This is a genomic window from Marinobacter sp. MIT932201 (genome assembly GCF_047123295.1).
Lineage (GTDB): Bacteria > Pseudomonadota > Gammaproteobacteria > Pseudomonadales > Oleiphilaceae > Marinobacter > Marinobacter salsuginis.
Genome location: NZ_CP138917.1, coordinates 1,029,150 through 1,049,006 on the forward strand (window position 1 = coordinate 1,029,150; position 19,857 = coordinate 1,049,006).

The window sequence follows — 19,857 nt, forward strand, 5'->3', positions numbered from 1 at the left end:
CTGAACAGAAAAAGCCCGCCGGGTTTACCCGCCGGGCTTTTTTGCTGGCCAGCGTTCAGGATTTTCAGTCGAGCTTTTCCAGATCCCGAACGGCACCCTTGTCGGCACTTGTGGCCAGTAGCGCATAGGCTTTCAGGGCTGCAGATACCTTGCGGTCCCGCGGCAGTTCCGGTTTCCAGCCCTTGGCATCCCGGGCTTCCCGACGACGATCGAGCTCGCGCTGGTCGACTTCAACGTTGATGCTACGGTTCGGAATGTCGATGCGGATCGTATCGCCATTCTCGATCAGGCCAATGGCTCCACCGGCGGCTGCCTCCGGCGACGCGTGGCCGATGGACAGGCCCGAGGTGCCGCCTGAGAAACGTCCGTCTGTCAGCAGTGCGCAATCCTTCCCGAGGCCCTTGGATTTCAGATAGCTGGTCGGATAGAGCATTTCCTGCATGCCCGGGCCACCACGGGGGCCTTCATAGCGGATGATCACAACCTCACCCGGCTTGACCTCGTCTGCGAGAATGCCGGCAACGGCAGAATCCTGGCTCTCGAATACCCGGGCCTTGCCTTCGAATACATAGATGCTTTCGTCCACCCCCGCGGTTTTGACCACGCAGCCGTCAAGGGCAATATTGCCGTAAAGCACTGCCAGGCCGCCCTCGGAGCTGTAGGCGTGCTCAACCGAGCGTATGCAGCCGGTTTCCCGGTCGCCATCGAGTGTTGGCCAACGGGTGCTCTGGGAGAAGGCCGTCTGGGTGGGAATGCCGGCCGGCCCGGCTTTGTAGAACTCGACCACTTCGGTGGTCGGCGACCTCATGATGTCCCAGGTCTCCAACGCTTCTTTCATGGTTTTGCTGTGCACCGTCGGAAGATCGGTGTTGATCAATCCGCCTCGTTCCAATTCGCCGAGAATACCCATGATGCCACCTGCACGGTGCACGTCTTCCATATGGTATTTGGGCGAGTTGGGCGCGACTTTGCACAGCTGCGGAACTTTGCGCGACAGCTGGTCGATTTCGTTCAGGGTGAACGGAACGCCACCTTCCTGGGCGGCCGCCAGCAAGTGAAGGATGGTGTTTGTCGAGCCGCCCATGGCGATGTCCATAACCATGGCATTCTCAAAGGCTGCCATTGAGGCAATGCTCAGAGGCAGTACGCTGGCGTCGTCTTCCTCGTAATAGCGCCGTGCATTCTCCACAATCTGTCGACCGGCCTTCAGGAACAGTTGCTCCCGATCGGCGTGCGTTGCCAGGAGTGAACCGTTGCCGGGCAGTGCCAGACCGATGGCTTCGGTGAGGCAGTTCATGGAGTTGGCGGTGAACATGCCGGAACAGGAGCCGCAGGTGGGACAGGCGCTGCGCTCATACTCTTCCACCTGTTCGTCGGAGGCGTTGGGGTCTGCAGCAATGACCATGGCGTCCACCAGATCGAGCTTGTGCTCGGACAGTTTGGTCTTGCCTGCTTCCATGGGGCCGCCGGAGACGAAAATCGTGGGGATGTTCAGGCGCATGGCGGCCATCAGCATGCCCGGGGTGATCTTGTCGCAGTTGGAAATACATACGAGAGCGTCGGCGCAGTGGGCGTTCACCATGTACTCTACCGAATCCGCAATGATTTCCCGGGAGGGCAGGGAGTACAGCATGCCGTCGTGGCCCATGGCGATGCCGTCGTCGACCGCGATGGTGTTGAATTCCTTGGCAACCCCCCCGGCTGCCTCGATTTCGCGGCACACCAGCTGACCAAGGTCTTTGAGGTGCACATGGCCCGGCACAAACTGGGTGAAAGAGTTGGCAACCGCGATAATGGGTTTGCCGAAATCTCCGTCTTTCATACCGGTAGCGCGCCAAAGGGCACGGGCGCCGGCCATGTTGCGACCTGCGGTGGATGTCCGCGAACGATACTGAGGCATGGTGTTCTGTTCTCTCTGTTGTTACCTGATGACGGTGATCAAAAAAACAGAGGATACCAGATTAGACTCGAGGCGCATGGTTGTTTTCAGAGTCGCTGTTTACAATAGTTAACACAATTGCCAACTTATTTTCCGGTTTGAACCGACAAGGAGTATGCCTATGGCCGGCCAGGAAAGCCTGCCGCTTCGTCGCCTGAAAGAGTTTCAGCCGTTGAACCGGCTGACCGATGATCAACTGGTCCTGCTTGCCAGCCGCGCCGAGCGACGGACTCATGGGCCCGGACAAAGGGTTCTGGAGCGGGGTGTCCGGGATGGTCTGGACTTTTTCCTGGTAGCGGGAAAGATCGAACTTGAATCTGTGGATGGCCGGAAAACAATCATCGAAGCCGAAACCGAGAAGGCCCAGAACCCCATTGCCCGGCTCCAACCCAGGATGTATGACGTTACGGCTGTCAAACCCTCTGAATTCCTGGTTGTCGAACAGGACATCCTTAACCAGTTGCTGCGTTCGGCGCCTGTCGAACAGGTTGAGATGGATTCAGGTGAAGGTAATGGAGGGCTGGAGAGCGAGGAGCATCACCTGCTGATGGAGTTCCTGTCGGAGTTGCGGTCGAACCAGGTCAAGCTGCCCAGTGTGCCGGATGTGGCGTGGAAAGTGCGGCGAGCGGTCGATCGAGAGGAATCAACGGCGGATCAGGTAGCGCTGGCGGTGTCAGCGGACCCGGCTATGGCGGCCAAACTGGTCCGCGCCTGCAACAGCCCTCTGTACAGAGGGTTCAGTGACGTCCGGAACGTCCGGGAAGCCGTGGTTCGCCTTGGCATGCGTACCACCCGGCAACTGGTGACGGTGTTTTCCATGCGGGAGGTATTCAAGACCCGCCAGGCGTCACTTCAGAAAGAGATGGAAAAGCTCTGGCGGCATTCCCGGGAGGTGGCAGCCCTGTGCTGGGTGCTGGCGGATCACGCCACGAAACTGAACCCGGAGGAGGCGTTGCTGGCGGGCTTGCTCCACGATATTGGCGTGGTGCCGATACTCGTCCAGGCTGAACACCATGTGAACCTCTTTGCCGATGAGGCCAACCTGAGTCATGCGATCAGGGAACTCAGGGCAGACGTCGGAACGGCGGTACTCGAGAATTGGTCCTTCCCGCCGGCCTTTGTGGAAGCGGTCCGCCATGCCGAAGACTGGGGTTATGAATGCCGCGAGACGACGCCCCAGCTCGTGGATGTCGTTATCGTGGCGCAATTGCATTCGATGATAGGTTCCAGCCAGAATGCCGAGCTGCCCCCGTTCGATCAGGTGCCGGCGTATCGGCGTCTGGGTGAACTTGAACTCAATGCCTCCCGCAGTTTGCAGCTTCTGACGGAGGCCAGGGCCCGGGTCGACGAAGTACAGCAATTGTTAGCCATCCGATGATCCGGGCCGTGTAAACTGTGGAGTCTGCTTTCCGGTGACTGTTGCGCTTATGAATGTACCTTTGTTCCCCCTGAATTCCATCGTCCTGCCCAGGGGGAGGATTCCATTGCAGCTGTTCGAGCCGCGCTACATCGACATGCTGACGCGTTGTCTCAAGGAGGATCGCGGGTTCGTTGTGGTGCTGTTGCAGGAAGGCGGAGAGACCGGGCGCACCGCAGCCTTTTACGACATTGGCACCTATGTGCGAATTATCGATTTCCAACAGCTTGATAACGGCCTTCTGGGGATTACTGTTGAGGGCGAATCCAAGGTGTCGGTGGTCCGGAGCTGGCAACAGGAAGACGGGCTGAATGTTGGCGACGTGGAGTGCCTGCTGGAAGAGGCAGAGAGTGAGGTGCCGGCGCGCTATAGCGAACTGCCCTCCGTGCTCAAGGCGCTGTTCCGGCATCCGGTCATCCGCGATCTGAACATGGACATTGATTATGGCGATGCCCGGGATGTTGGCTGGCGGCTTACGGAGCTATTGCCTCTGGACAAACAGGAAAAGCAGAAACTGGTAGAGTTGCAGGACCCGCTGGAACGGCTCAGCCGACTTCAGGAGCTTCTGGAAGCGCTCGAGGAGGGCTAGGTTCTAGCCGATCGGACGGAAATTCAGTACGGCTTCGTCCCATGACAGCACGATATACCCGCAAGCAAATACCGCCCATACAACTGCTGCAGCCACGATGGTTATATCCGGTGCCAAAGGGACCTTGTCGTACCGGCTGTAGCTCGCCCGTACGGCTCCGGTGACAGCCAGCGCCAGTAGCAACCCGCCAATCACGTCAGTGAACCAGTGAACCCCCAGGTAAAGCCGGCTTAGAGCCACAGGAACCAATGGGAGAGACAGCAGGACATAGTAGTGCCAGCGCTTTCGGTGCCGGCTTTCACCGGCAACGAAGCTTGCCAGCAGGGTAACCAGCAAGGTAATACCTGCCGTATGGCCGCTCGGGAAGGCGCCGGAATTCGGTGGCCCCATGACTTCTTCCGGCCGGGGAACGCCGAGCAGAGATTTCAGGGCCCAGACCAGAACCACCGTTAAAACGACGGCCACCACAATATGGACAGCTGCGGCGTAGTAGCCTCGGAACATCAGTGCCGCGCATGCCAGGGCACCGGCAGCCACAAGTACCGGGGCGTCACCAAGCAGCGTGATGGCAATGAAGGGACCGTCCAGCAGCGGCTGGCGGAGTTGCTCGAACCAGAGAAGAGTCGCCCGGTCGAACCCATCAAGCAGGTGAGTCGCTGTGGCCAGTTGTCCCCAGAGTAACAGCAGGGCGGAACCGCCCAGTGCGAGCATGAATGAGGCCAGCGGAAATTCACCTTCCCGGGCCGGGCGCTGATTGGTATACAGGCGCCAGAATCGGTGAGTGGCGTCGTACTGTGCCATCCACTGTTTCAGCCATTGGTAGAAGCGGCTGCTTTCGCCAAGCCCCAGCTGGAACCGCAATAGCACGAAATAGACCACGGTCAGGGCCGCGAGGCTGATGCCGATCACCGCATAGAAGTGCGCAGGCGGCCTGATCTCGCTAGCCAGGGCACTGCCCACGAGAAATCCCGGGAAGATATAAACCGGTGCCCAGGCGATGGCCGAGCCGATGTTGAAGGCCAGAAAGCGACGCCAGGACATCATCAGGGCCCCGGCCACGAGAGGAATAACCGGTCGTACCGGCCCGACAAAGCGGCCGATGATCACGCTTTTGCCACCGTGACGGTTAAAGAAACGCTCGCCGGTGCTAATGATTTTGGGATAACGGCTCAGCGGCCAGGACGTTGTGAGGCGACCCTGCAGCAATCGCCCGAGACCGAAGCTTGCCGTATCGCCTGCAATGGCGCCCAGTCCCGCCCAGAGCAGTGCTTCTGGCAAGGGCATCCCGGTTTCACCGGCCAGCACAGCGACGGCAAACAGGATGGCAACACCCGGGACAATAATGCCGGCGATGGCAAGGGATTCGATAAAGGCGGTTGTAAACAGCGCCGTAGCAAGCCAGCCGGGATGCAGGCTCAGCCATGCCGACAGGTCATTCAGCCAGGCACTGCTCATGTTTCGATGGTTTCTCCCGGGCTGAACCAGACCGAATCCGTGCCGCGTCTGCGAGCTTCCTCCATGGCCTGGTGGGCCCGATTGCGGAGTGTGTCGGTTCGGGTGTCGCCGCTGCCCCGGGTGGTGCAGCCCAGGCTGACAGTAGCTTTGCCTACCACAGGCCAATGGTGTTCAGCGATGGTCCGGCGAATCCGCTCGGCTATCACCCTCACCCCTTCCTCCGGCGTAAATGGCAGGATCAGGAAAAACTCGAAGTCCTTCAGGGTATACAGGGTGTCACCGGCACGAATCACGCCAAAGAGGTGTTCGGTCATATCCCGGAACAGGCCCTGGACCTGATCTCTGCCGTGGAGGTCGGCCACCTCATCCGCGTAATCGATGCTCAGGTCGATCACTGAGAGGCAATGGCCGGTGGCTATGGCCCGGCTGATTTCTTTCTGCAGGGTTTCATCGAGGAAGCGCGCGTTGTGGGCGCCGGTCACCGGATCGGTGATGGCCAGATCCTCGGCCGACTGTGCCATATGATCGTAGTGCCAGATGTTTAGGGCGGCGACCGCCAGAAGAATAAACAGCCCCCCGGTAATGGCAATGGCGTCAGCCGGCGCCTGTTCCAGGAACAGGAGGATCGTCATGGGCACCAACAGCAAAAGGGAGAGTCCCACACCCTGTCGCAACGGCAGGATCAGCAGGTTCAGTACGAGCAGGGGCATTGCCCAGTGGCTGATGCCGGGTGCATCCATGGTCAGCAGTGCTGCCAGCATACCGCTGTTCAGGCCGGAGAGAATGATAAGGTGCCCTGGCGCTGACAGTTGGTGCCGGCGACAGATAATGGTGTAAATGGCGCCAGCCAGGGTCAGGACCGCCATCCCGGAGGCCAGATAGAAAAGCTCGTAGAAGCCGTAACGCAGGTTCTGCATGGCCAGGGTGAAAATGAACAGGCAGGCGATGCCATAGCCGAAGGCGTGGGTCCAGGTTCTGAGTCGGGTCTCTGTCATGATGCCGGTCCCTGTGCCTGAGGTTGGCCCGGTTGCGCCGGCTGCGACCATGAACTGTAGGCCTGGCTCCGGTTGCCACCCTGCTGCTGGGCCCGGCGCAGGGCATTCGCTGCGCTTTGCTGAAGGCTGTTGGCATCGTCACCGATGTTCAGGCCGGCAATCCCGGTGCTGATAGTGAGGTTCATGCCGTGGGACTCGAGAAGTGTTGCCAGGCCCTTGCGGATCGTCTCGGCACGGGTGATGGCGTCGCTGGTGGAGATGCCTGGCAGGATTACCAGAAACTGAAGATCGGCCACCCGGTAATAGGTGTCGAAATCACGGATCTGGGAGTGCAGGTAGCGACCAATGCGAGGAAGTATCGAGCGTATGTCTTCGTCGGGATCATTGTCGCTGAGGTGGGTGTCCAGTCCGATCATGATAACGGACATGTCCGTACCTTCCCGCTCGCTGCGCTGGATTTCCTTGTGCAGATCAGCGGAAAGATATTCCCGGCTGGCAGCCTGGGTCAGTTCATCGGTCCGACGCAACGGGGCCAGTTGCCGGGCTTTGTAGTCACGAAGGAAGACCAGCAGCGCCGAGAGCAGCATGGTGAGCAGAAAAGCGCTGATCATTTGGTGGCGGTCGGCAAGGCCAACGGCCCATTGTGTCGCGATCATCGCCAGAGCAGCGATCAGCAGCGTCACCACTACAGCGGCCGCGGGCGGAACCAGTGCGAAAGCGGCCAGTGGAAGTGCGTAGAGCCAGTGGCTAAGCACCCAGGGGCCGGTCCAGAAGCCGGCCAGAAGAATCAGCAGAAGAATGGCAAAAAAAGCCTGCTGGACTCGGGGCCAGGGCTGATTCACCCGGCTGGGGTGGAAGGTTTTGCCAGAGATTACAATGCCTGAGGCCGCAGCTGCGGCTGCTGCAACCATGGGCTCTCCCAGCAAGGCACAAAGCGTCGCAATGGCGATCAGGGCCGCGAAACCTGCCCGTGACAATTTGCTTAACAGGAATTTTTCGGCCATCTGGGCCATGGTGTCCTTCCTTTTCCTGAGCTCCCTGAAAAAACGTCCCCGGGGAGTTGTTCAAAAGCTCCTTCAGGTTCCGAGTATGGCATATCGCAGCGGTATAATATCTGTTTGGGATGCGTACTTGAAACGGGAAAGGTAAAGTTAGGCACTTATTCCTGATTCCGCTTGAAAACAGAAAGGTATTTGAATGGATATTGCAGCGTACATGGCTGAGGTTGGGCAGCAAGCCCGAGCAGCGGCAACCGGAGTGGCTCGTTCGACCACGGTCGTGCGTAATCAGGCGCTCCTGGCGACGGCCGAGGCTCTGGATGCAGCCAGGGAAGAACTGGGCCTGGCCAATGGCAAAGACCTGCAGAGGGGCCGTGAAAATGGCCTGGATGCGGCGATGCTCGACCGTCTGGAGCTCACGCCCCAGCGAATCGATACCATGATTGAGGGCCTTCGTCAGGTTGCGTCGTTGCCGGACCCGATCGGTGCTATTACCGACATGGCCTACCGTCCCTCCGGTATCCAGGTGGGCAAGATGCGTGTTCCGCTTGGCGTCATCGGTATTATTTACGAGTCACGCCCCAATGTGACGGTCGAGGCTGCGAGTCTGTGCCTGAAATCCGGCAATGCAACCATTCTCCGGGGCGGCTCCGAGTCCATTCATTCCAACCAAGCCATCGCCCGTTGTCTTTCTGAGGGGCTGGCGAAAGCCGGGCTGCCCGAGAACGCGGTACAGGTAATCAAAACAACGGATCGCGCGGCCGTGGGTGAGTTGATCACCATGCCGGAGTATGTCGATGTGATTGTGCCCAGAGGTGGCAAAGGCCTGATCGAGCGCATCAGCCGAGATGCCCGGGTGCCGGTCATCAAGCACCTGGATGGTGTCTGTCATGTTTACATCGACAGCCATGCGGATCCGGAAAAGGCGATGAAAGTGGCGATCAATGCCAAAACCCATCGGTACGGTACCTGCAACACTATGGAAACCCTGCTGGTCGATACCGAGATCGCCGAAGATATTCTGCCGCTGCTTGCGCAGGCTTTTGTTGAAAAAGGCGTGGAGCTGCGGGGCTGTGAACGAACCCGGGCTATCGTTGACGGCGTGGGCGAAGCCACCGAGGGAGACTGGGAGGCCGAATACCTGGCTCCGGTGCTGGCGGTGCGCGTGGTTGACGGGCTGGATGGCGCCATTGAACATATCAACCGTTACAGTTCCCAGCATACCGACAGTATCATCACCGAGAACTACACGCGGGCGCGTCGGTTCATCACGGAGGTGGATTCCAGTTCGGTGATGGTTAATGCGTCCACGCGCTTCGCGGACGGCTTTGAGTATGGTCTGGGGGCTGAAATCGGTATCTCCACTGACAAGATCCACGCCCGGGGTCCGGTGGGGCTCGAGGGGCTCACGTCCCAGAAGTACGTGGTCTTCGGTGACGGGCATATCCGGACCTGATGCCCATGCATGTCATTTATGGTGGAACCTTCGATCCGGTGCATCATGGCCACCTGAGGCTGGCCCTTGAAATCAGTGACCGTCTTGGCGTGGAGTACGTCAGCCTGGTGCCCTGTCATATTCCGCCGCATCGGGGCCAGACCGGGGCTTCCTCTGGCCAGCGCCTGGCGCTGCTGAGGCTGGCGGTGGCCAACGAGCCCCAGTTACGGATTGACGACCGGGAACTGGCGCGGGAGGGGGCCTCCTACACGGCCGATACCCTGCGTCAGCTGCGGGCCGAGCTGGGACCCCGTGAGCCCCTGGTGATGGTGGTTGGCACCGATGCCTTTGCCGGGTTCGATCGCTGGCGGGAATGGCAGCAGATTCCGGAACTGGCCCACGTGGTGGTAGTCCGCCGGCCCGGTCCGGCACTGGACCCGGGGGGCGAACCTGCCCGGATGCTCGCTGAACGGGGCGTGAGCGGTCCCGAGGCTCTGCACGAGGGGGCCTTTGGCCATTTCCTCGAGCTGGATCCACCACTCTTGGATATTTCCGCCACCGGCATCCGGGAACGGATTGGTGACGGGCGGTCGCCACGCTACCTGATGCCGGATCCCGTATGGGCAGAAATTCGTCGCCTTGGGCTCTATGGTGCATGCCCCGACGGGAACTTTTAGTGCTACAATCGCGTCTGAATATGACATTTCGGGCGGCCATACCGGCAAACGCCCGTCCAACAGGGTGATTATGCAGGCAGAGCAACTGAAAGATCTGGTAATTAATGCGCTTGAAGATGTGAAAGCACAGGACATCAGCGTGATTGATGTCCGTGACCGCACCAGTGTCACCGACTTTATGGTTCTGGCATCCGGAACGTCCAATCGACATGTAAAATCTCTCGCCGACTCCGTGGTTATTGAAGCCAAAGAGCAGGGTGTGCGAGCAAGCAATGTTGAAGGCGCTGGCGTCAGCGACTGGATCCTCGTGGACCTGGGCGATGTGGTTGTTCACGTAATGATGCCTGCCACACGGGAGTTTTACGATCTGGAGCGCTTCTGGCGCGATGCTCCCGATCTTGGTGTTGCGGGCAGCGAATAATCATGCGGTTACGCCTGATCTGCGTGGGGCAGAAAATGCCCGACTGGGTCAGTACCGGATTCGGAGATTACGCTCGCCGCATGCCGCCGGAGCTACCCGTGGAACTGGTTGAAATTCCCGTCGCCCACCGGGGCAAGAATCCCGACATTCCCAGACTGATGCAGCGTGAAAGTGACGCCATCCTCGCGGCGACTGGTCCGAAAGACCGGGTGATCGCACTGGAGGTTGGCGGTCGCCCCTGGTCGACGGAAAAACTGGCGACCCAACTGGAAAACTGGCAGCAGGATGGCCGAGATGTGAGCTTTCTGGTTGGCGGACCAGACGGCCTTGCCGAAGATTGCCGGAAGCGGGCCGACCAGCAGTGGTCGCTGTCCGCGCTCACCTTGCCCCACCCGCTGGTACGCATTGTTCTGGCAGAACAGCTGTACCGGGCCTGGTCGATCACCCGCAATCACCCGTATCACCGGGCCTAGGGGCTAGTTATGCCATGGGGTGAATTCAAGGATACAGCGGCAGAACGCCGGCTCTTCCAGCGCCGGACCCTGGTAATGCTGGCTTTTGTAATGCTGGCGATTGGCGGCCTTATTGCGCGGATGTACCAGCTTCAGGTCGTCGAACACGAGGTATACACCACCCTTTCGGACAAAAACCGCGTCCAGGTTCAGTCAGTGCCACCCCCGCGGGGGCTGGTGTACGATCGTAATGACACCCTGCTAGCCGAGAACCGGCCCGTTTTCAGCGTAACGCTCGTTCCTGAGCGGGTGCAGGGCATGGATGATACCCTGGCTCAGCTTGGCAAAATCCTGGAGATTTCCGACGAAGACCGCGAACGTTTCCAGCGCCGGCTTCAGGAACCCCGTCGACCCTTCCAGGAAATTCCCCTCCGCTACGACCTGAATGAACAGGAGATGGCCCGTCTCGCCGTGCATCGTCATGAGCTTCCTGGGGTAGAGGTCAAGGCTGAGCTTGTTCGTTTCTACCCGCACAGTGAATTGACGGCCCATGCCCTTGGCTTTGTCGGGCGTATCAACCGCGACGAGTTGCAGCGGATCGATCCGGTCAACTATGCCGGCACCAACTACATCGGCAAGTCGGGCATCGAACGTTTCTATGAAGAGATCCTTCACGGTCAGGTCGGCTACCAGCACGTTGAAACCAACGCACGGGGTCGAACGCTGCGAGTGCTGGAGCGGGAAAACCCTGTGCCTGGAGAAGATCTGCAGCTGCACCTGGATCTCAGGTTGCAGCAGCGCGCCCACGAGCTACTGGACGGTCGCAGGGGCGCCATTATTGCGATTGAGCCTGATACCGGTGGCATTCTTGCCCTGGCCAGTGTGCCGGGTTTTGACGCCAATAAATTCGTCACAGGGATCAGCGTCAACGACTATCGGGAGCTGAGCGACAGTAAGGACAAGCCCCTGTTCAATCGGGCCCTGCGTGGGCAGTACCCTCCGGGTTCGACGGTGAAACCGATGCTCGCAGTAGCCGCCCTCGATAGCGGGGCCACCACCCGGGATTACACCATCTGGGATCCCGGGCATTTTCGTCTGCGTGAAGGCGGCCGGCTATGGCGGGACTGGAAGCGGACCGGACATGGCTGGGTTGATCTGAAGGATGCGGTGGCCGAATCCTGCGACGTTTATTTCTACGAGGTGGCCGTGGAGATGGGGGTGGATACCATGCACAGTTATCTGTCCCATTTCGGTTTCGGAGAAGACGCTACTCTCGATGTCTCGGGTGCCCTGAGCGGTTTGCTGCCTTCCCGGGACTGGAAACGGGCGGTCCGGAATGAGCCCTGGTATCCGGGGGATTCCGTCAATATGGGCATTGGTCAGGGTTTCATGTTGGCTACACCCTTGCAGTTGGCCACGGCAACCGCCTTGATTGCCAACCGTGGCCGATGGGTAGAGCCAAGGCTGCTGAAAGACATCAAAGGGGACCGGCCGGTCGAGGAATTCCTGCCTGCCGAGACTCACGAACCGCTCAATCTCAAGAACTCCGACGACTGGGAATACGTCGTCGACACCATGGTTGAGGTCATGCATGGGCCGAAAGGAACGGCACGCTCTGTCGGCCGGGGCGCGTCCTACAAGATGGCGGGCAAGACTGGTACAGCGCAGGTTTTCAGTCTTGCAGAAGATGAAGAATACGACGAAGAGGAAATCCGCGAGCGGCTCCGGGATCACGCGCTTTTTGTCGGTTTTGCGCCGGCGGATAAACCGGAAATCGCGGTTGCTGTGATTGTCGAAAACGGGGGCAGCGGCAGTGGTACCGCCGCGCCGGTGGCCCGGGCCCTGTTTGATTCCTGGCTGCTTGAGTACAACCAGGCCGATGGCGCACTGGTCAGTGGGGTTGGTGAGGTGGCCAACTGATGGCTTTCAAGGCGTTACTGGATTCAACCGCGAGCAATCCACTTGGCCGGCACCGAAGTATCTGGACCGCGCTGCATCTGGATCCAATTCTTTTGCTCCTGCTGCTTCTGCTGGTTTCCGGCGGGCTGTTCGTTCTGTACAGCGGCGCTGACCGGAACTTCGAAGTCGTCAAGGCCCAGGGCATACGCCTGGGTGTCGCGTTTGTGGTGATGCTGGTGTTTGCCCAGCTGGATCCTTCGGTGTTCCGCCGATGGGCGCCCTGGCTATACGCAGCCGGCATTGTTGCATTGATTGCCGTCATGCTGGTTGGTGTCGGTGCCAAGGGCGCTCAGCGTTGGCTGGCGATACCGGGGCTGCCTCGTTTCCAGCCCTCGGAGCTTATGAAACTGGTGGTTCCCATGATGGCGGCCTGGTACCTGTCCAGGCATTTCCTGCCACCGAGGTTCCGGCATGTGGCTGTGGGGCTCGCGATCGTTCTTGTGCCCATGATCATGATCATGCAGCAGCCGGATCTGGGGACGTCGCTGCTGGTGGGCATGGCGGGCATTTTCGTGGTGTTTTTCGCAGGCATCAGCTGGAAACTGATCACCGCTTTTGTGGCCCTGGTGTCCGTGTCGGCTCCGCTGATGTGGTTTTTCGTCATGAGGGAATATCAGAAACAACGGGTACTGACACTCCTCGATCCGCAAAGTGACCCCCTGGGTGCTGGCTGGAACATCATCCAGTCCAAGACGGCGATTGGTTCCGGGGGTGTGGACGGGAAAGGCTGGCTGCAAGGCACTCAGTCACACCTTGAGTTTCTTCCGGAGAGCCATACCGATTTTATCGTTGCGGTGCTGGCGGAGGAATTCGGTTTTGTAGGTATGCTGATCCTGATGACGGTGTATTTCCTGATTATCCTTCGTTGCCTCTACATTGCCGTCACGGCTCAGGACTCCTTCAGTCGGCTGCTGGCCGGTGCGCTCACCATGACGTTCTTTATCTACATCTTCGTGAATGTCGGGATGGTAAGCGGACTTTTGCCCGTGGTTGGTGTGCCATTGCCCCTGATCAGCTATGGTGGCACTTCGGGTGTGACCCTGATGGCAGCGTTTGGCGTTCTGATGTCGATCCATACGCATCGACGAATGATTGGTGCCTGACCGGTGGTCAATTGAACCATGGCGGTCGGGTAATGGTGATTGCGGCGCAGAACCCGTTACAATGATAGCCAGAGCGCCGAACACCTGACGGCGGTGCCAATGAAGTGAAGAGGAACTCCGGACAGTGAACTTCAAGCCCTCATTCTTTCTCCTGCTGACGGTTGTGGTGTCCGTGATACTCGGCGGCTGCGCGTCAGCTCCGGAAACCGACCACTCCTCTCGCTATACCCTGGCGACCGACAGGGCGCCCTCGGGCAATTTTGATGTCTCCGGGCTTGATGATGCGGTCCCGGTTTATGAGGCGCCCCGCAGGGCCGGTAATAAATCGCCCTACAAGGTCTGGGGAAAGCAGTATCACGTCCTCGACAGCAACGACGGTTATGTTGCCCGGGGCACGGCCAGCTGGTACGGGGAGAAATTCCATGGCCACAAGACGTCCAATGGCGAAACCTTTGACATGTATGCCATGTCCGCCGCGCACAAATCCCTGCGGATTCCTGGTTTTGCCCGGGTAACGAATCTGGATAATGGCCGCTCGGTGATCGTCCGTGTCAACGATCGTGGGCCTTTTCACAGCGACAGAATCATTGATCTGTCCTACGCTGCCGCTAAAAAGCTGGGCTACCAGGCCCGGGGCACGGCGAGGGTGGAAGTCGCCGCCATTACGGTCAGACCGGATGGAGCCATGTTCATCGCCGGTCAGCCCTTTTCTCCGGGAGACGCGACCCCATACGCAGAAAGCCGGGTGAAGGCGAGCGGCGACATGGCGATGAGCAACCGGTCATTGTTTGTGCAGCTGGGCTCCTTCAGCAGCCGGGACCCGGCCGAGAAGCTGCTTAGCCAGGTAAGGTCGGTGCTGGCAAACCCGATGCGTGTTCGGGCTGTTGATACCTCCTCGGGGCGATTTCACCGGGTTCAGGTGGGCCCGTTCAGCGATGAAGACAGCGCCAGGCGCACCCAGAGCCTCCTGGAAGCTCGGGGTTTCGATCAGTCCATCGTGCTGACCGATACGCACTGAGCATGGCAAACAAGACACCTTCATAAGAAACACACTTAACGACGAATGAATGGACCCATGGCCTTAAACTCTGTTTTTCGAACCCTATCTATTGTCTTTGTGTTGATGCTTGCTCTGACAGGCAAGGCGATGTCCCAGGCGGTACTGATTCCGTCGCCGCCGCAGATTGCTGGCAGCTCTTATGTGCTGATGGATCCCAAGAGCGGACGGATCATCATGGAGGAGAACAGCCACGAGCGTTTGCCGCCCGCCAGTCTGACCAAAATGATGACCGCGTATATCGTTGAGCGGGAGCTTGATGAGGGCCGGATTGCCATGTCCGACATGGTGCCGATCAGCGTGAATGCCTGGAAAACCGAGGGGTCCCGAACCTTCGTCCGGGAAGGCACTCAGGTGTCGGTTGAGGATCTGCTCAGGGGGGTGATCATTCAGTCGGGCAACGATGCCTCAGTCGCCCTTGCGGAATTTGTTGCCGGTAGCGAAGACGCCTTCGTTGATATCATGAACCAGCAGGCCCAGTTGCTGGGCATGAAAGACACCAACTTTGAAAACGCTACCGGTCTGCCGTCGCCGGATCATTTTTCAACGGCCTATGACCTGGCCATGCTGGCGCAGGCAATCATCAATGATTACCCGGAAAACTATCCGCTGTACGCTGAAAAGCACTTCACCTATAACAATATCCGCCAACCGAACCGGAACAGCCTGCTCTGGCGTGATGACAGCGTCGATGGTCTGAAGACCGGTCACACCGAGGAAGCCGGCTACTGTCTGGTTGCTTCGGCCAAGCGCAACGACACCCGCCTTATTGCGGTCGTCATGGGTACCAACAGCTCAGAAGCTCGGGCTCAGGAAATCCAGAAGATGCTGAATTACGGCTTCCGCTACTACGAGAGCGAACGCCTGTTCCAGTCCGGCCAGGAGCTGATTGAAGCCCGTGTCTGGGGTGGCCAGACTGATCAACTGTCAGTCGGCATGACCGAAGACGTCTATGTCACCATCCCCCGGGGTTCGAGAAACGATCTGGAGTCCACGGTTGACCTTGATTCTGTGATCAAAGCACCCATCAAGGTCGGGGATGAGCTGGGCCGGGTCAAGGTGTCCTATAACGGTGAGGTACTGGTTGATCAGCCGGTGCTGGCCCTGACCGAAGTTCCGGAGGGCGGATTCTTCAAACGCATCTGGGATGCCATCAAGCTCTTTTTCGTTCAGTTATTTCAGTAGGGTGATGTTGATCCCGGGGAGTAAAGCGGCATGAGTCAGCCGAAAGCACCAAAAATTGAGTTTCCTTGCGACTACGTGATCAAGGTGATCGGCAATGCAGCGCCGGATTTCACCGAGTTCGTGGTTGAGGTTGTGGAGCAGCATGCGCCCGGGATCAGCGAAACCGACATCACGGTTAACGACAGCAGCAAGGGCCGGTTTTCCTCGGTCCAGCTCAAGATTGTGGCAACGGGTGAAGCACAGCTCAAAGCCCTGTTCGAAGATCTCAAGGCCAGCGGCCGCGTGCACATGGTGCTCTGAGCCCGATGCCTGACCTGATTGTTCGATCCCTAGGGGAGCAGCCCTACCTGGAAACCTGGGAGGCCATGAAAGCGTTCACCGCCGACCGCGATGACAGCGTGGTGGACGAGTTATGGTGCCTTGAGCACCCCCGGGTTTATACCCAGGGCCAGGCGGGTAAGGCGGAGCACATCCTCGCTCCGGGGGATATTCCGGTGATCCCGGTGGATCGGGGCGGGCAGGTGACCTATCACGGGCCCGGTCAGTTGGTGATTTACCTGATGATCAACCTGACTCGAAAAAAAATGGGTGTGCGTTCCCTGGTGGATGAGATTGAACAGTCCATAGTCCGCACCCTGGCCGGTTTGGGTGTTGAGGCCGCCCCCAGGCCGGATGCGCCCGGTGTTTACGTGGGAGATGCCAAGATCGCTTCCCTCGGCCTCAGGGTTCGCCGTGGTTGTTCTTTCCACGGACTGGCATTGAACGTGGATATGGACATGGAACCCTTCCAGCGGATTAATCCCTGTGGCTATGCCGGTATGGCCATGTGCCAGGTGCGGGACTTTGTTCCGGGTATAACCCTGGCCGACGTGCAGCAACGACTGTCAGAGCAACTCGTCAACGGCCTGGCCCGCGGGGATGTCGAGTTCTGCCAGGGTTGGTAGTTCAGGCCGCCGCTTCATCCTCATAACCGCAGGCACGGTTTCGGCCCTCGGATTTGGCCCGGTACAGGGCTTCATCTGCCCGCTGAAGGAGGCGGTCGATGGACTCGGATCCCCAGATTGATGCCACGCCCACACTGATTGTGGCCTGCACCTGACCCTGCTCGGTGCTGACGGATCTTTCGGAAAATGCTTCCCGGATCCGATTGGCAGAGGACATGGCCTCCTCGGTGGTTGTCTCGGGCAGCAGTACCAGGTATTCCTCACCGCCCCACCGGGCCAGGGTGTCAACCTTGCGACATTGCTCCCGCAGTGTTCTGGCAACCAGGGTGATCAATTCGTCGCCGACGTGATGTCCGTAGTTATCGTTGACGCTCTTGAACAGGTCGATGTCCATCAGCAGTACAGAAAACGACCGGGCGTTGCGAAGGTAGCGCTGGTATTCGATGTCCAGCTGCTCGAGGGCTTCCCGTCGGTTGGCAAGGCCGGTGAGTGCATCATGCTTGGCCGCATACTCGAATTCCGCGGCCAGTTTCAGCAGGCCCAGTTTGCTGCGCCGGCGGCTCTGGTCAAGGATGTAGCAGGTGACCATCTCAAAGCCGAGAACCGCCACCATGGTAATCCGGAAACTGGTGCTGTGAGGGGGCTCAAACAACAGGTCGCCCAATGGGCTGAACAGCAGAATGACGGCTGCAAATCCGGCGCCGCAGGCGAGCACGCCAACCCGGGATTCGCTGATGTAAAAAATGATGGGAGGGTAGGCAAACAACCAGACAATGGCTGAGCCATCTTCCACTGCAAAGATCGCGAGGTAGGTGAACAGCACTGTGATCAGGGTAATGAAACCCCGTCGCTGCAGGGTTTTGTTTCCGAACAGCAGATAGGTTACAGAATTGATCGCCAGAAGGATGGCAAAGGCAACCAGCAACAGCGGCGTGATCGGATCGTTCTGCATGCTCGAACGCCAGCCAAAAAACAACAGCAGGGGAACGGCAACGGTAGTCAGCCAGTTGATCAGAATCGGGACAGGAATCTCGCCTTTGACCCGGAACTGGGACAGTTCCGTATCCGGCGTTTTTCTTGCGGATTGCGGCATGTTCGGATCTTGTTCTTGTGATAATCGTTGCTGGACCTTACGTATGTAGAAATAGTAGACCGGTTTCCTGCCAGAAACTGTGTCGAAACGTAAACGATCCGGTTGCCCAGATGTAAACCGGGGGCGGTGTTGGCACATTGGCCCCGTGGCCGCAGAAAGCCGGTCGACTCGGTTAGGTCAGCTCCCCTGACTATCCGTATAATGGAGTTAGACGCCAAACGTGGTGAAATTCTCTGATCCGAACAGGTCATTATGTCTTCCAGACGTTCAGGAAATTCGGTTTCCCGCATCAAGACAGGCAGTTTCGAGCGCAGGTTGAGCCTGACCCGTGCCGGGTTGTTTGCGGGTACCCGTATGGCTTCTCATATGGCAACCAACTGGTTCAGCAGCCGGGAAAACCGGGAGAAGCGGCACCGCGCCATGCTCTCTAACCAGGCGCGGTTCCTGGTGGATGAGCTGGGGCAACTGAAGGGTAGCGTGGTCAAGATCGGCCAGGTCATGGCCCTGTATGGCGAGCATTTCCTGCCCGAGGAAGTCACTGAAGCCCTTCACACCCTGGAAGACCAGACCACGTCACTGGAATGGCCGGCCATTGAGCGCGTTCTTAAAGACGAGCTGGGAGCAGATCGCCTGGCTCAACTGGATGTGGAACCCGAACCCATTGGGGCTGCCTCGCTGGGGCAGGTGCACCGGGCCTGGCGCAAAAGCGACGGCCTGGAGCTGGTGCTGAAGGTTCAGTACCCCGGCGTTGCTGATGCGGTTGATAGCGATTTGAATGCGGTTGCCCAGTTGTTACGGGTGGCAAGGTTGGTCAGTTTTGGCCCGGAATTCAATGACTGGCTGGAAGAAGTCCGGCAGATGATGCACCGGGAAGTGGACTATCGTCTGGAGGCGAAAACCACCGAGAAATTCCGCACCATGCTGGCCTCGGATCCGAGGTTCATCGTACCCAGGGTGCTGCCGGAATTCTCAACGGCGCACGTGATTTGTTCGACCTACGAACATGGCCATTCGGTCAGTTCCCAGGCGGTAAAAGACCTTCCTCTGGAGCGTCGGAGCGCCCTTGGCAAGGCCGCGCTGGAGTTGTTTTTCCGGGAGTTGTTCGTCTGGGGCGAAATACAGACCGATCCCAACTTCGGCAATTACCGCATCCGGATTGCTGGCGAAGAAGGTGATGACCCTGGTTACGACCGCATTGTCCTGCTTGATTTCGGGGCTGTTCAGGCCTACTCGGATGACTTCCTCAAACCGGTTATCCAGATGATCAGGGCGTCCTATGAGAACGATCTGCAGGCGGTGATTGATGGTGGCGTCAAGTTGCGCTTCATGAGCACCGAGTGGCCCGACGAAGTGCTGGAGAAATTCGGCCAGGTGTGTATGTCGGTGCTCGAGCCGCTATCCAGTGACAAGGACGCCTGGCCGGATTATGCGGTGAACAGTCACGGCGAATACCGCTGGAAGCAGAGTGAGTTGCCGTCCCGAGTGGCAAGACAGGCCGCTCGATCGGCTATCAGTCGCTATTTCCGTGTTCCTCCCAAGGAATTTGTTTTCCTTAACCGGAAACTGATCGGGGTCTACACCTTTGTTGCGGTGCTGAATTCCGAGTTCAACGGCGAGCCACTGCTCAGGAAATACCTCTACGGTGAGGGTGATGACGCGCCGGATGCCTCGGCAACAAGCCAGAGCACGAAGGCGTAGCGGGCGCCCTTGCCAATCCCCACCAGAATGACAAAGTTGAGCCAGGGCACGCGCATGATCCCGCCAACGAGGGTCAGCGCGTCACCCCCCAGGGGCAGCCAGCCCATCAACAGTGACCACTGGCCATAACGGTTAAATCGGTTCCGCGCCTTGTGCAGCTGCATTTCGCTGACCGGAAACCAGCGTTTATGCTTAAAGCGATCCACCTGCCGGCCGATAACTCCATTAACGACCGAGCCCAGCGTGTTGCCCAGCGTTGCCCAGAACCAGAGCCACCACCAGGAGTAGCCCTGGGTTATCAGGGTGCCAAGCAGGACTTCCGAGTAGGCAGGCAGCAGCGTGGCGGCAGCGAACGCGGTCAGAAATAGCGTCAGGTAGGCCACCGTGCCCTCCGTGCTTTAAGATGAAACGAACCTCCAACACTCCGCAGGTCCGGCCTT

General features: G+C 58.9%; 19 protein-coding genes. 13 read left to right on the forward strand and 6 right to left on the reverse strand.

All coding sequences use genetic code 11. From position 1 onward, the window contains the following. Positions 1-64 precede the first annotated feature (64 nt). On the reverse strand, positions 65-1,900 hold the full coding sequence (ilvD, locus tag SIC15_RS04690) for a dihydroxy-acid dehydratase (protein WP_209398863.1): 1,836 nt from the start codon (positions 1,898-1,900) through the stop codon (positions 65-67). 160 nt (positions 1,901-2,060) lie between these two features. Here ilvD and SIC15_RS04695 point away from each other — a divergent pair, with 160 nt between their 5' ends. Continuing rightward, the gene (locus tag SIC15_RS04695; RefSeq protein ID WP_153634588.1) at positions 2,061-3,317 is read left to right on the forward strand and encodes an HDOD domain-containing protein; all 1,257 of its coding nucleotides are present in this window, start codon (positions 2,061-2,063) and stop codon (positions 3,315-3,317) included. Between the two features lie 49 nt (positions 3,318-3,366). Continuing rightward, positions 3,367-3,945 (forward strand): LON peptidase substrate-binding domain-containing protein, encoded by a 579-nt coding sequence (locus tag SIC15_RS04700; RefSeq protein WP_136629760.1) that lies wholly within the window; start codon positions 3,367-3,369, stop codon positions 3,943-3,945. 3 nt (positions 3,946-3,948) lie between these two features. On the opposite strand, the gene SIC15_RS04705 is transcribed toward SIC15_RS04700, so the two are convergent. The 3 genes from SIC15_RS04705 to SIC15_RS04715 are packed head-to-tail and all read right to left on the reverse strand — an operon-like array spanning position 3,949 to position 7,408. Then, positions 3,949-5,400, reverse strand: a complete 1,452-nt coding sequence (locus SIC15_RS04705; RefSeq protein ID WP_412537158.1) for a bifunctional DedA family/phosphatase PAP2 family protein — start codon at positions 5,398-5,400, stop codon at positions 3,949-3,951. Further along, positions 5,397-6,395 (reverse strand): GGDEF domain-containing protein, encoded by a 999-nt coding sequence (locus tag SIC15_RS04710; protein ID WP_412537159.1) that lies wholly within the window; start codon positions 6,393-6,395, stop codon positions 5,397-5,399. Before SIC15_RS04710 ends, SIC15_RS04705 begins: the two co-directional genes overlap by 4 nt. Further along, positions 6,392-7,408, reverse strand: a complete 1,017-nt coding sequence (locus SIC15_RS04715; RefSeq protein ID WP_412537160.1) for a GGDEF domain-containing protein — start codon at positions 7,406-7,408, stop codon at positions 6,392-6,394. The genes SIC15_RS04710 and SIC15_RS04715 overlap by 4 nt, the downstream gene beginning before the upstream one ends. Before the next feature lie 184 nt (positions 7,409-7,592). Here SIC15_RS04715 and SIC15_RS04720 point away from each other — a divergent pair, with 184 nt between their 5' ends. The 10 genes from SIC15_RS04720 (at position 7,593) to lipB (ending at position 16,626) form a co-directional block, all read left to right on the forward strand. Further along, positions 7,593-8,849, forward strand: coding sequence for a glutamate-5-semialdehyde dehydrogenase (locus tag SIC15_RS04720; RefSeq protein ID WP_412537161.1), 1,257 nt, complete (start codon positions 7,593-7,595; stop codon positions 8,847-8,849). 5 nt (positions 8,850-8,854) lie between these two features. Next, the gene (gene nadD, locus SIC15_RS04725) at positions 8,855-9,505 is read left to right on the forward strand and encodes a nicotinate-nucleotide adenylyltransferase (protein ID WP_412537162.1); all 651 of its coding nucleotides are present in this window, start codon (positions 8,855-8,857) and stop codon (positions 9,503-9,505) included. 70 nt (positions 9,506-9,575) lie between these two features. After that, positions 9,576-9,926, forward strand: coding sequence for a ribosome silencing factor (gene rsfS, locus SIC15_RS04730; RefSeq protein WP_064227041.1), 351 nt, complete (start codon positions 9,576-9,578; stop codon positions 9,924-9,926). A gap of 2 nt (positions 9,927-9,928) precedes the next feature. Beyond that, the gene (gene rlmH / locus SIC15_RS04735) at positions 9,929-10,399 is read left to right on the forward strand and encodes a 23S rRNA (pseudouridine(1915)-N(3))-methyltransferase RlmH (RefSeq protein WP_069183963.1); all 471 of its coding nucleotides are present in this window, start codon (positions 9,929-9,931) and stop codon (positions 10,397-10,399) included. Positions 10,400-10,408: 9 nt separating this feature from the next. Beyond that, positions 10,409-12,298, forward strand: coding sequence for a penicillin-binding protein 2 (gene mrdA, locus SIC15_RS04740; protein ID WP_153634582.1), 1,890 nt, complete (start codon positions 10,409-10,411; stop codon positions 12,296-12,298). Further along, the gene (rodA, locus tag SIC15_RS04745) at positions 12,298-13,440 is read left to right on the forward strand and encodes a rod shape-determining protein RodA (protein WP_153634581.1); all 1,143 of its coding nucleotides are present in this window, start codon (positions 12,298-12,300) and stop codon (positions 13,438-13,440) included. Before mrdA ends, rodA begins: the two co-directional genes overlap by 1 nt. A 124-nt stretch (positions 13,441-13,564) precedes the next feature. Further along, complete coding sequence (locus SIC15_RS04750; protein ID WP_412537163.1) at positions 13,565-14,458, forward strand: septal ring lytic transglycosylase RlpA family protein; 894 nt, start codon at positions 13,565-13,567, stop codon at positions 14,456-14,458. A gap of 57 nt (positions 14,459-14,515) precedes the next feature. Beyond that, positions 14,516-15,682 (forward strand): D-alanyl-D-alanine carboxypeptidase family protein, encoded by a 1,167-nt coding sequence (locus tag SIC15_RS04755; RefSeq protein ID WP_069183959.1) that lies wholly within the window; start codon positions 14,516-14,518, stop codon positions 15,680-15,682. A gap of 30 nt (positions 15,683-15,712) precedes the next feature. Further along, positions 15,713-15,982, forward strand: coding sequence for a YbeD family protein (locus tag SIC15_RS04760; RefSeq protein ID WP_069183958.1), 270 nt, complete (start codon positions 15,713-15,715; stop codon positions 15,980-15,982). Positions 15,983-15,987: 5 nt separating this feature from the next. Beyond that, entirely contained in the window at positions 15,988-16,626 is a 639-nt protein-coding gene (gene lipB, locus SIC15_RS04765; RefSeq protein ID WP_305966651.1) for a lipoyl(octanoyl) transferase LipB, read from the forward strand. Position 16,627: 1 nt separating this feature from the next. On the opposite strand, the gene SIC15_RS04770 is transcribed toward lipB, so the two are convergent. Further along, entirely contained in the window at positions 16,628-17,719 is a 1,092-nt protein-coding gene (locus SIC15_RS04770; RefSeq protein ID WP_412537164.1) for a GGDEF domain-containing protein, read from the reverse strand. Between the two features lie 252 nt (positions 17,720-17,971). Between SIC15_RS04770 and SIC15_RS04775 the strand changes: the two genes are divergently transcribed. Then, on the forward strand, positions 17,972-19,417 hold the full coding sequence (locus tag SIC15_RS04775) for an ABC1 kinase family protein (RefSeq protein WP_069183955.1): 1,446 nt from the start codon (positions 17,972-17,974) through the stop codon (positions 19,415-19,417). On the opposite strand, the gene SIC15_RS04780 is transcribed toward SIC15_RS04775, so the two are convergent. Further along, a complete protein-coding gene (locus SIC15_RS04780; protein ID WP_064227051.1) occupies positions 19,357-19,800 on the reverse strand; it encodes a YqaA family protein in 444 nt (147 codons plus the stop codon). The genes SIC15_RS04775 and SIC15_RS04780 overlap by 61 nt on opposite strands. Between the last annotated feature and the right edge of the window lie 57 nt (positions 19,801-19,857).

Excerpts from the sequence above, each read along its gene's own strand:
- ilvD (WP_209398863.1), bottom strand. The coding sequence starts at position 1,900 with ATGCCTCAGTATCGTTCGCGGACATCCACCGCAGGTCGCAACATGGCC.
- SIC15_RS04695 (WP_153634588.1), top strand. The coding sequence starts at position 2,061 with ATGGCCGGCCAGGAAAGCCTGCCGCTTCGTCGCCTGAAAGAGTTTCAG.
- SIC15_RS04700 (WP_136629760.1), top strand. The coding sequence starts at position 3,367 with ATGAATGTACCTTTGTTCCCCCTGAATTCCATCGTCCTGCCCAGGGGG.
- SIC15_RS04705 (WP_412537158.1), bottom strand. The coding sequence starts at position 5,400 with ATGAGCAGTGCCTGGCTGAATGACCTGTCGGCATGGCTGAGCCTGCAT.
- SIC15_RS04710 (WP_412537159.1), bottom strand. The coding sequence starts at position 6,395 with ATGACAGAGACCCGACTCAGAACCTGGACCCACGCCTTCGGCTATGGC.
- SIC15_RS04715 (WP_412537160.1), bottom strand. The coding sequence starts at position 7,408 with ATGGCCCAGATGGCCGAAAAATTCCTGTTAAGCAAATTGTCACGGGCA.
- SIC15_RS04720 (WP_412537161.1), top strand. The coding sequence starts at position 7,593 with ATGGATATTGCAGCGTACATGGCTGAGGTTGGGCAGCAAGCCCGAGCA.
- nadD (WP_412537162.1), top strand. The coding sequence starts at position 8,855 with ATGCATGTCATTTATGGTGGAACCTTCGATCCGGTGCATCATGGCCAC.
- rsfS (WP_064227041.1), top strand. The coding sequence starts at position 9,576 with ATGCAGGCAGAGCAACTGAAAGATCTGGTAATTAATGCGCTTGAAGAT.
- rlmH (WP_069183963.1), top strand. The coding sequence starts at position 9,929 with ATGCGGTTACGCCTGATCTGCGTGGGGCAGAAAATGCCCGACTGGGTC.
- mrdA (WP_153634582.1), top strand. The coding sequence starts at position 10,409 with ATGCCATGGGGTGAATTCAAGGATACAGCGGCAGAACGCCGGCTCTTC.
- rodA (WP_153634581.1), top strand. The coding sequence starts at position 12,298 with ATGGCTTTCAAGGCGTTACTGGATTCAACCGCGAGCAATCCACTTGGC.
- SIC15_RS04755 (WP_069183959.1), top strand. The coding sequence starts at position 14,516 with ATGGCCTTAAACTCTGTTTTTCGAACCCTATCTATTGTCTTTGTGTTG.
- SIC15_RS04760 (WP_069183958.1), top strand. The coding sequence starts at position 15,713 with ATGAGTCAGCCGAAAGCACCAAAAATTGAGTTTCCTTGCGACTACGTG.
- lipB (WP_305966651.1), top strand. The coding sequence starts at position 15,988 with ATGCCTGACCTGATTGTTCGATCCCTAGGGGAGCAGCCCTACCTGGAA.
- SIC15_RS04770 (WP_412537164.1), bottom strand. The coding sequence starts at position 17,719 with ATGCCGCAATCCGCAAGAAAAACGCCGGATACGGAACTGTCCCAGTTC.
- SIC15_RS04775 (WP_069183955.1), top strand. The coding sequence starts at position 17,972 with ATGTCTTCCAGACGTTCAGGAAATTCGGTTTCCCGCATCAAGACAGGC.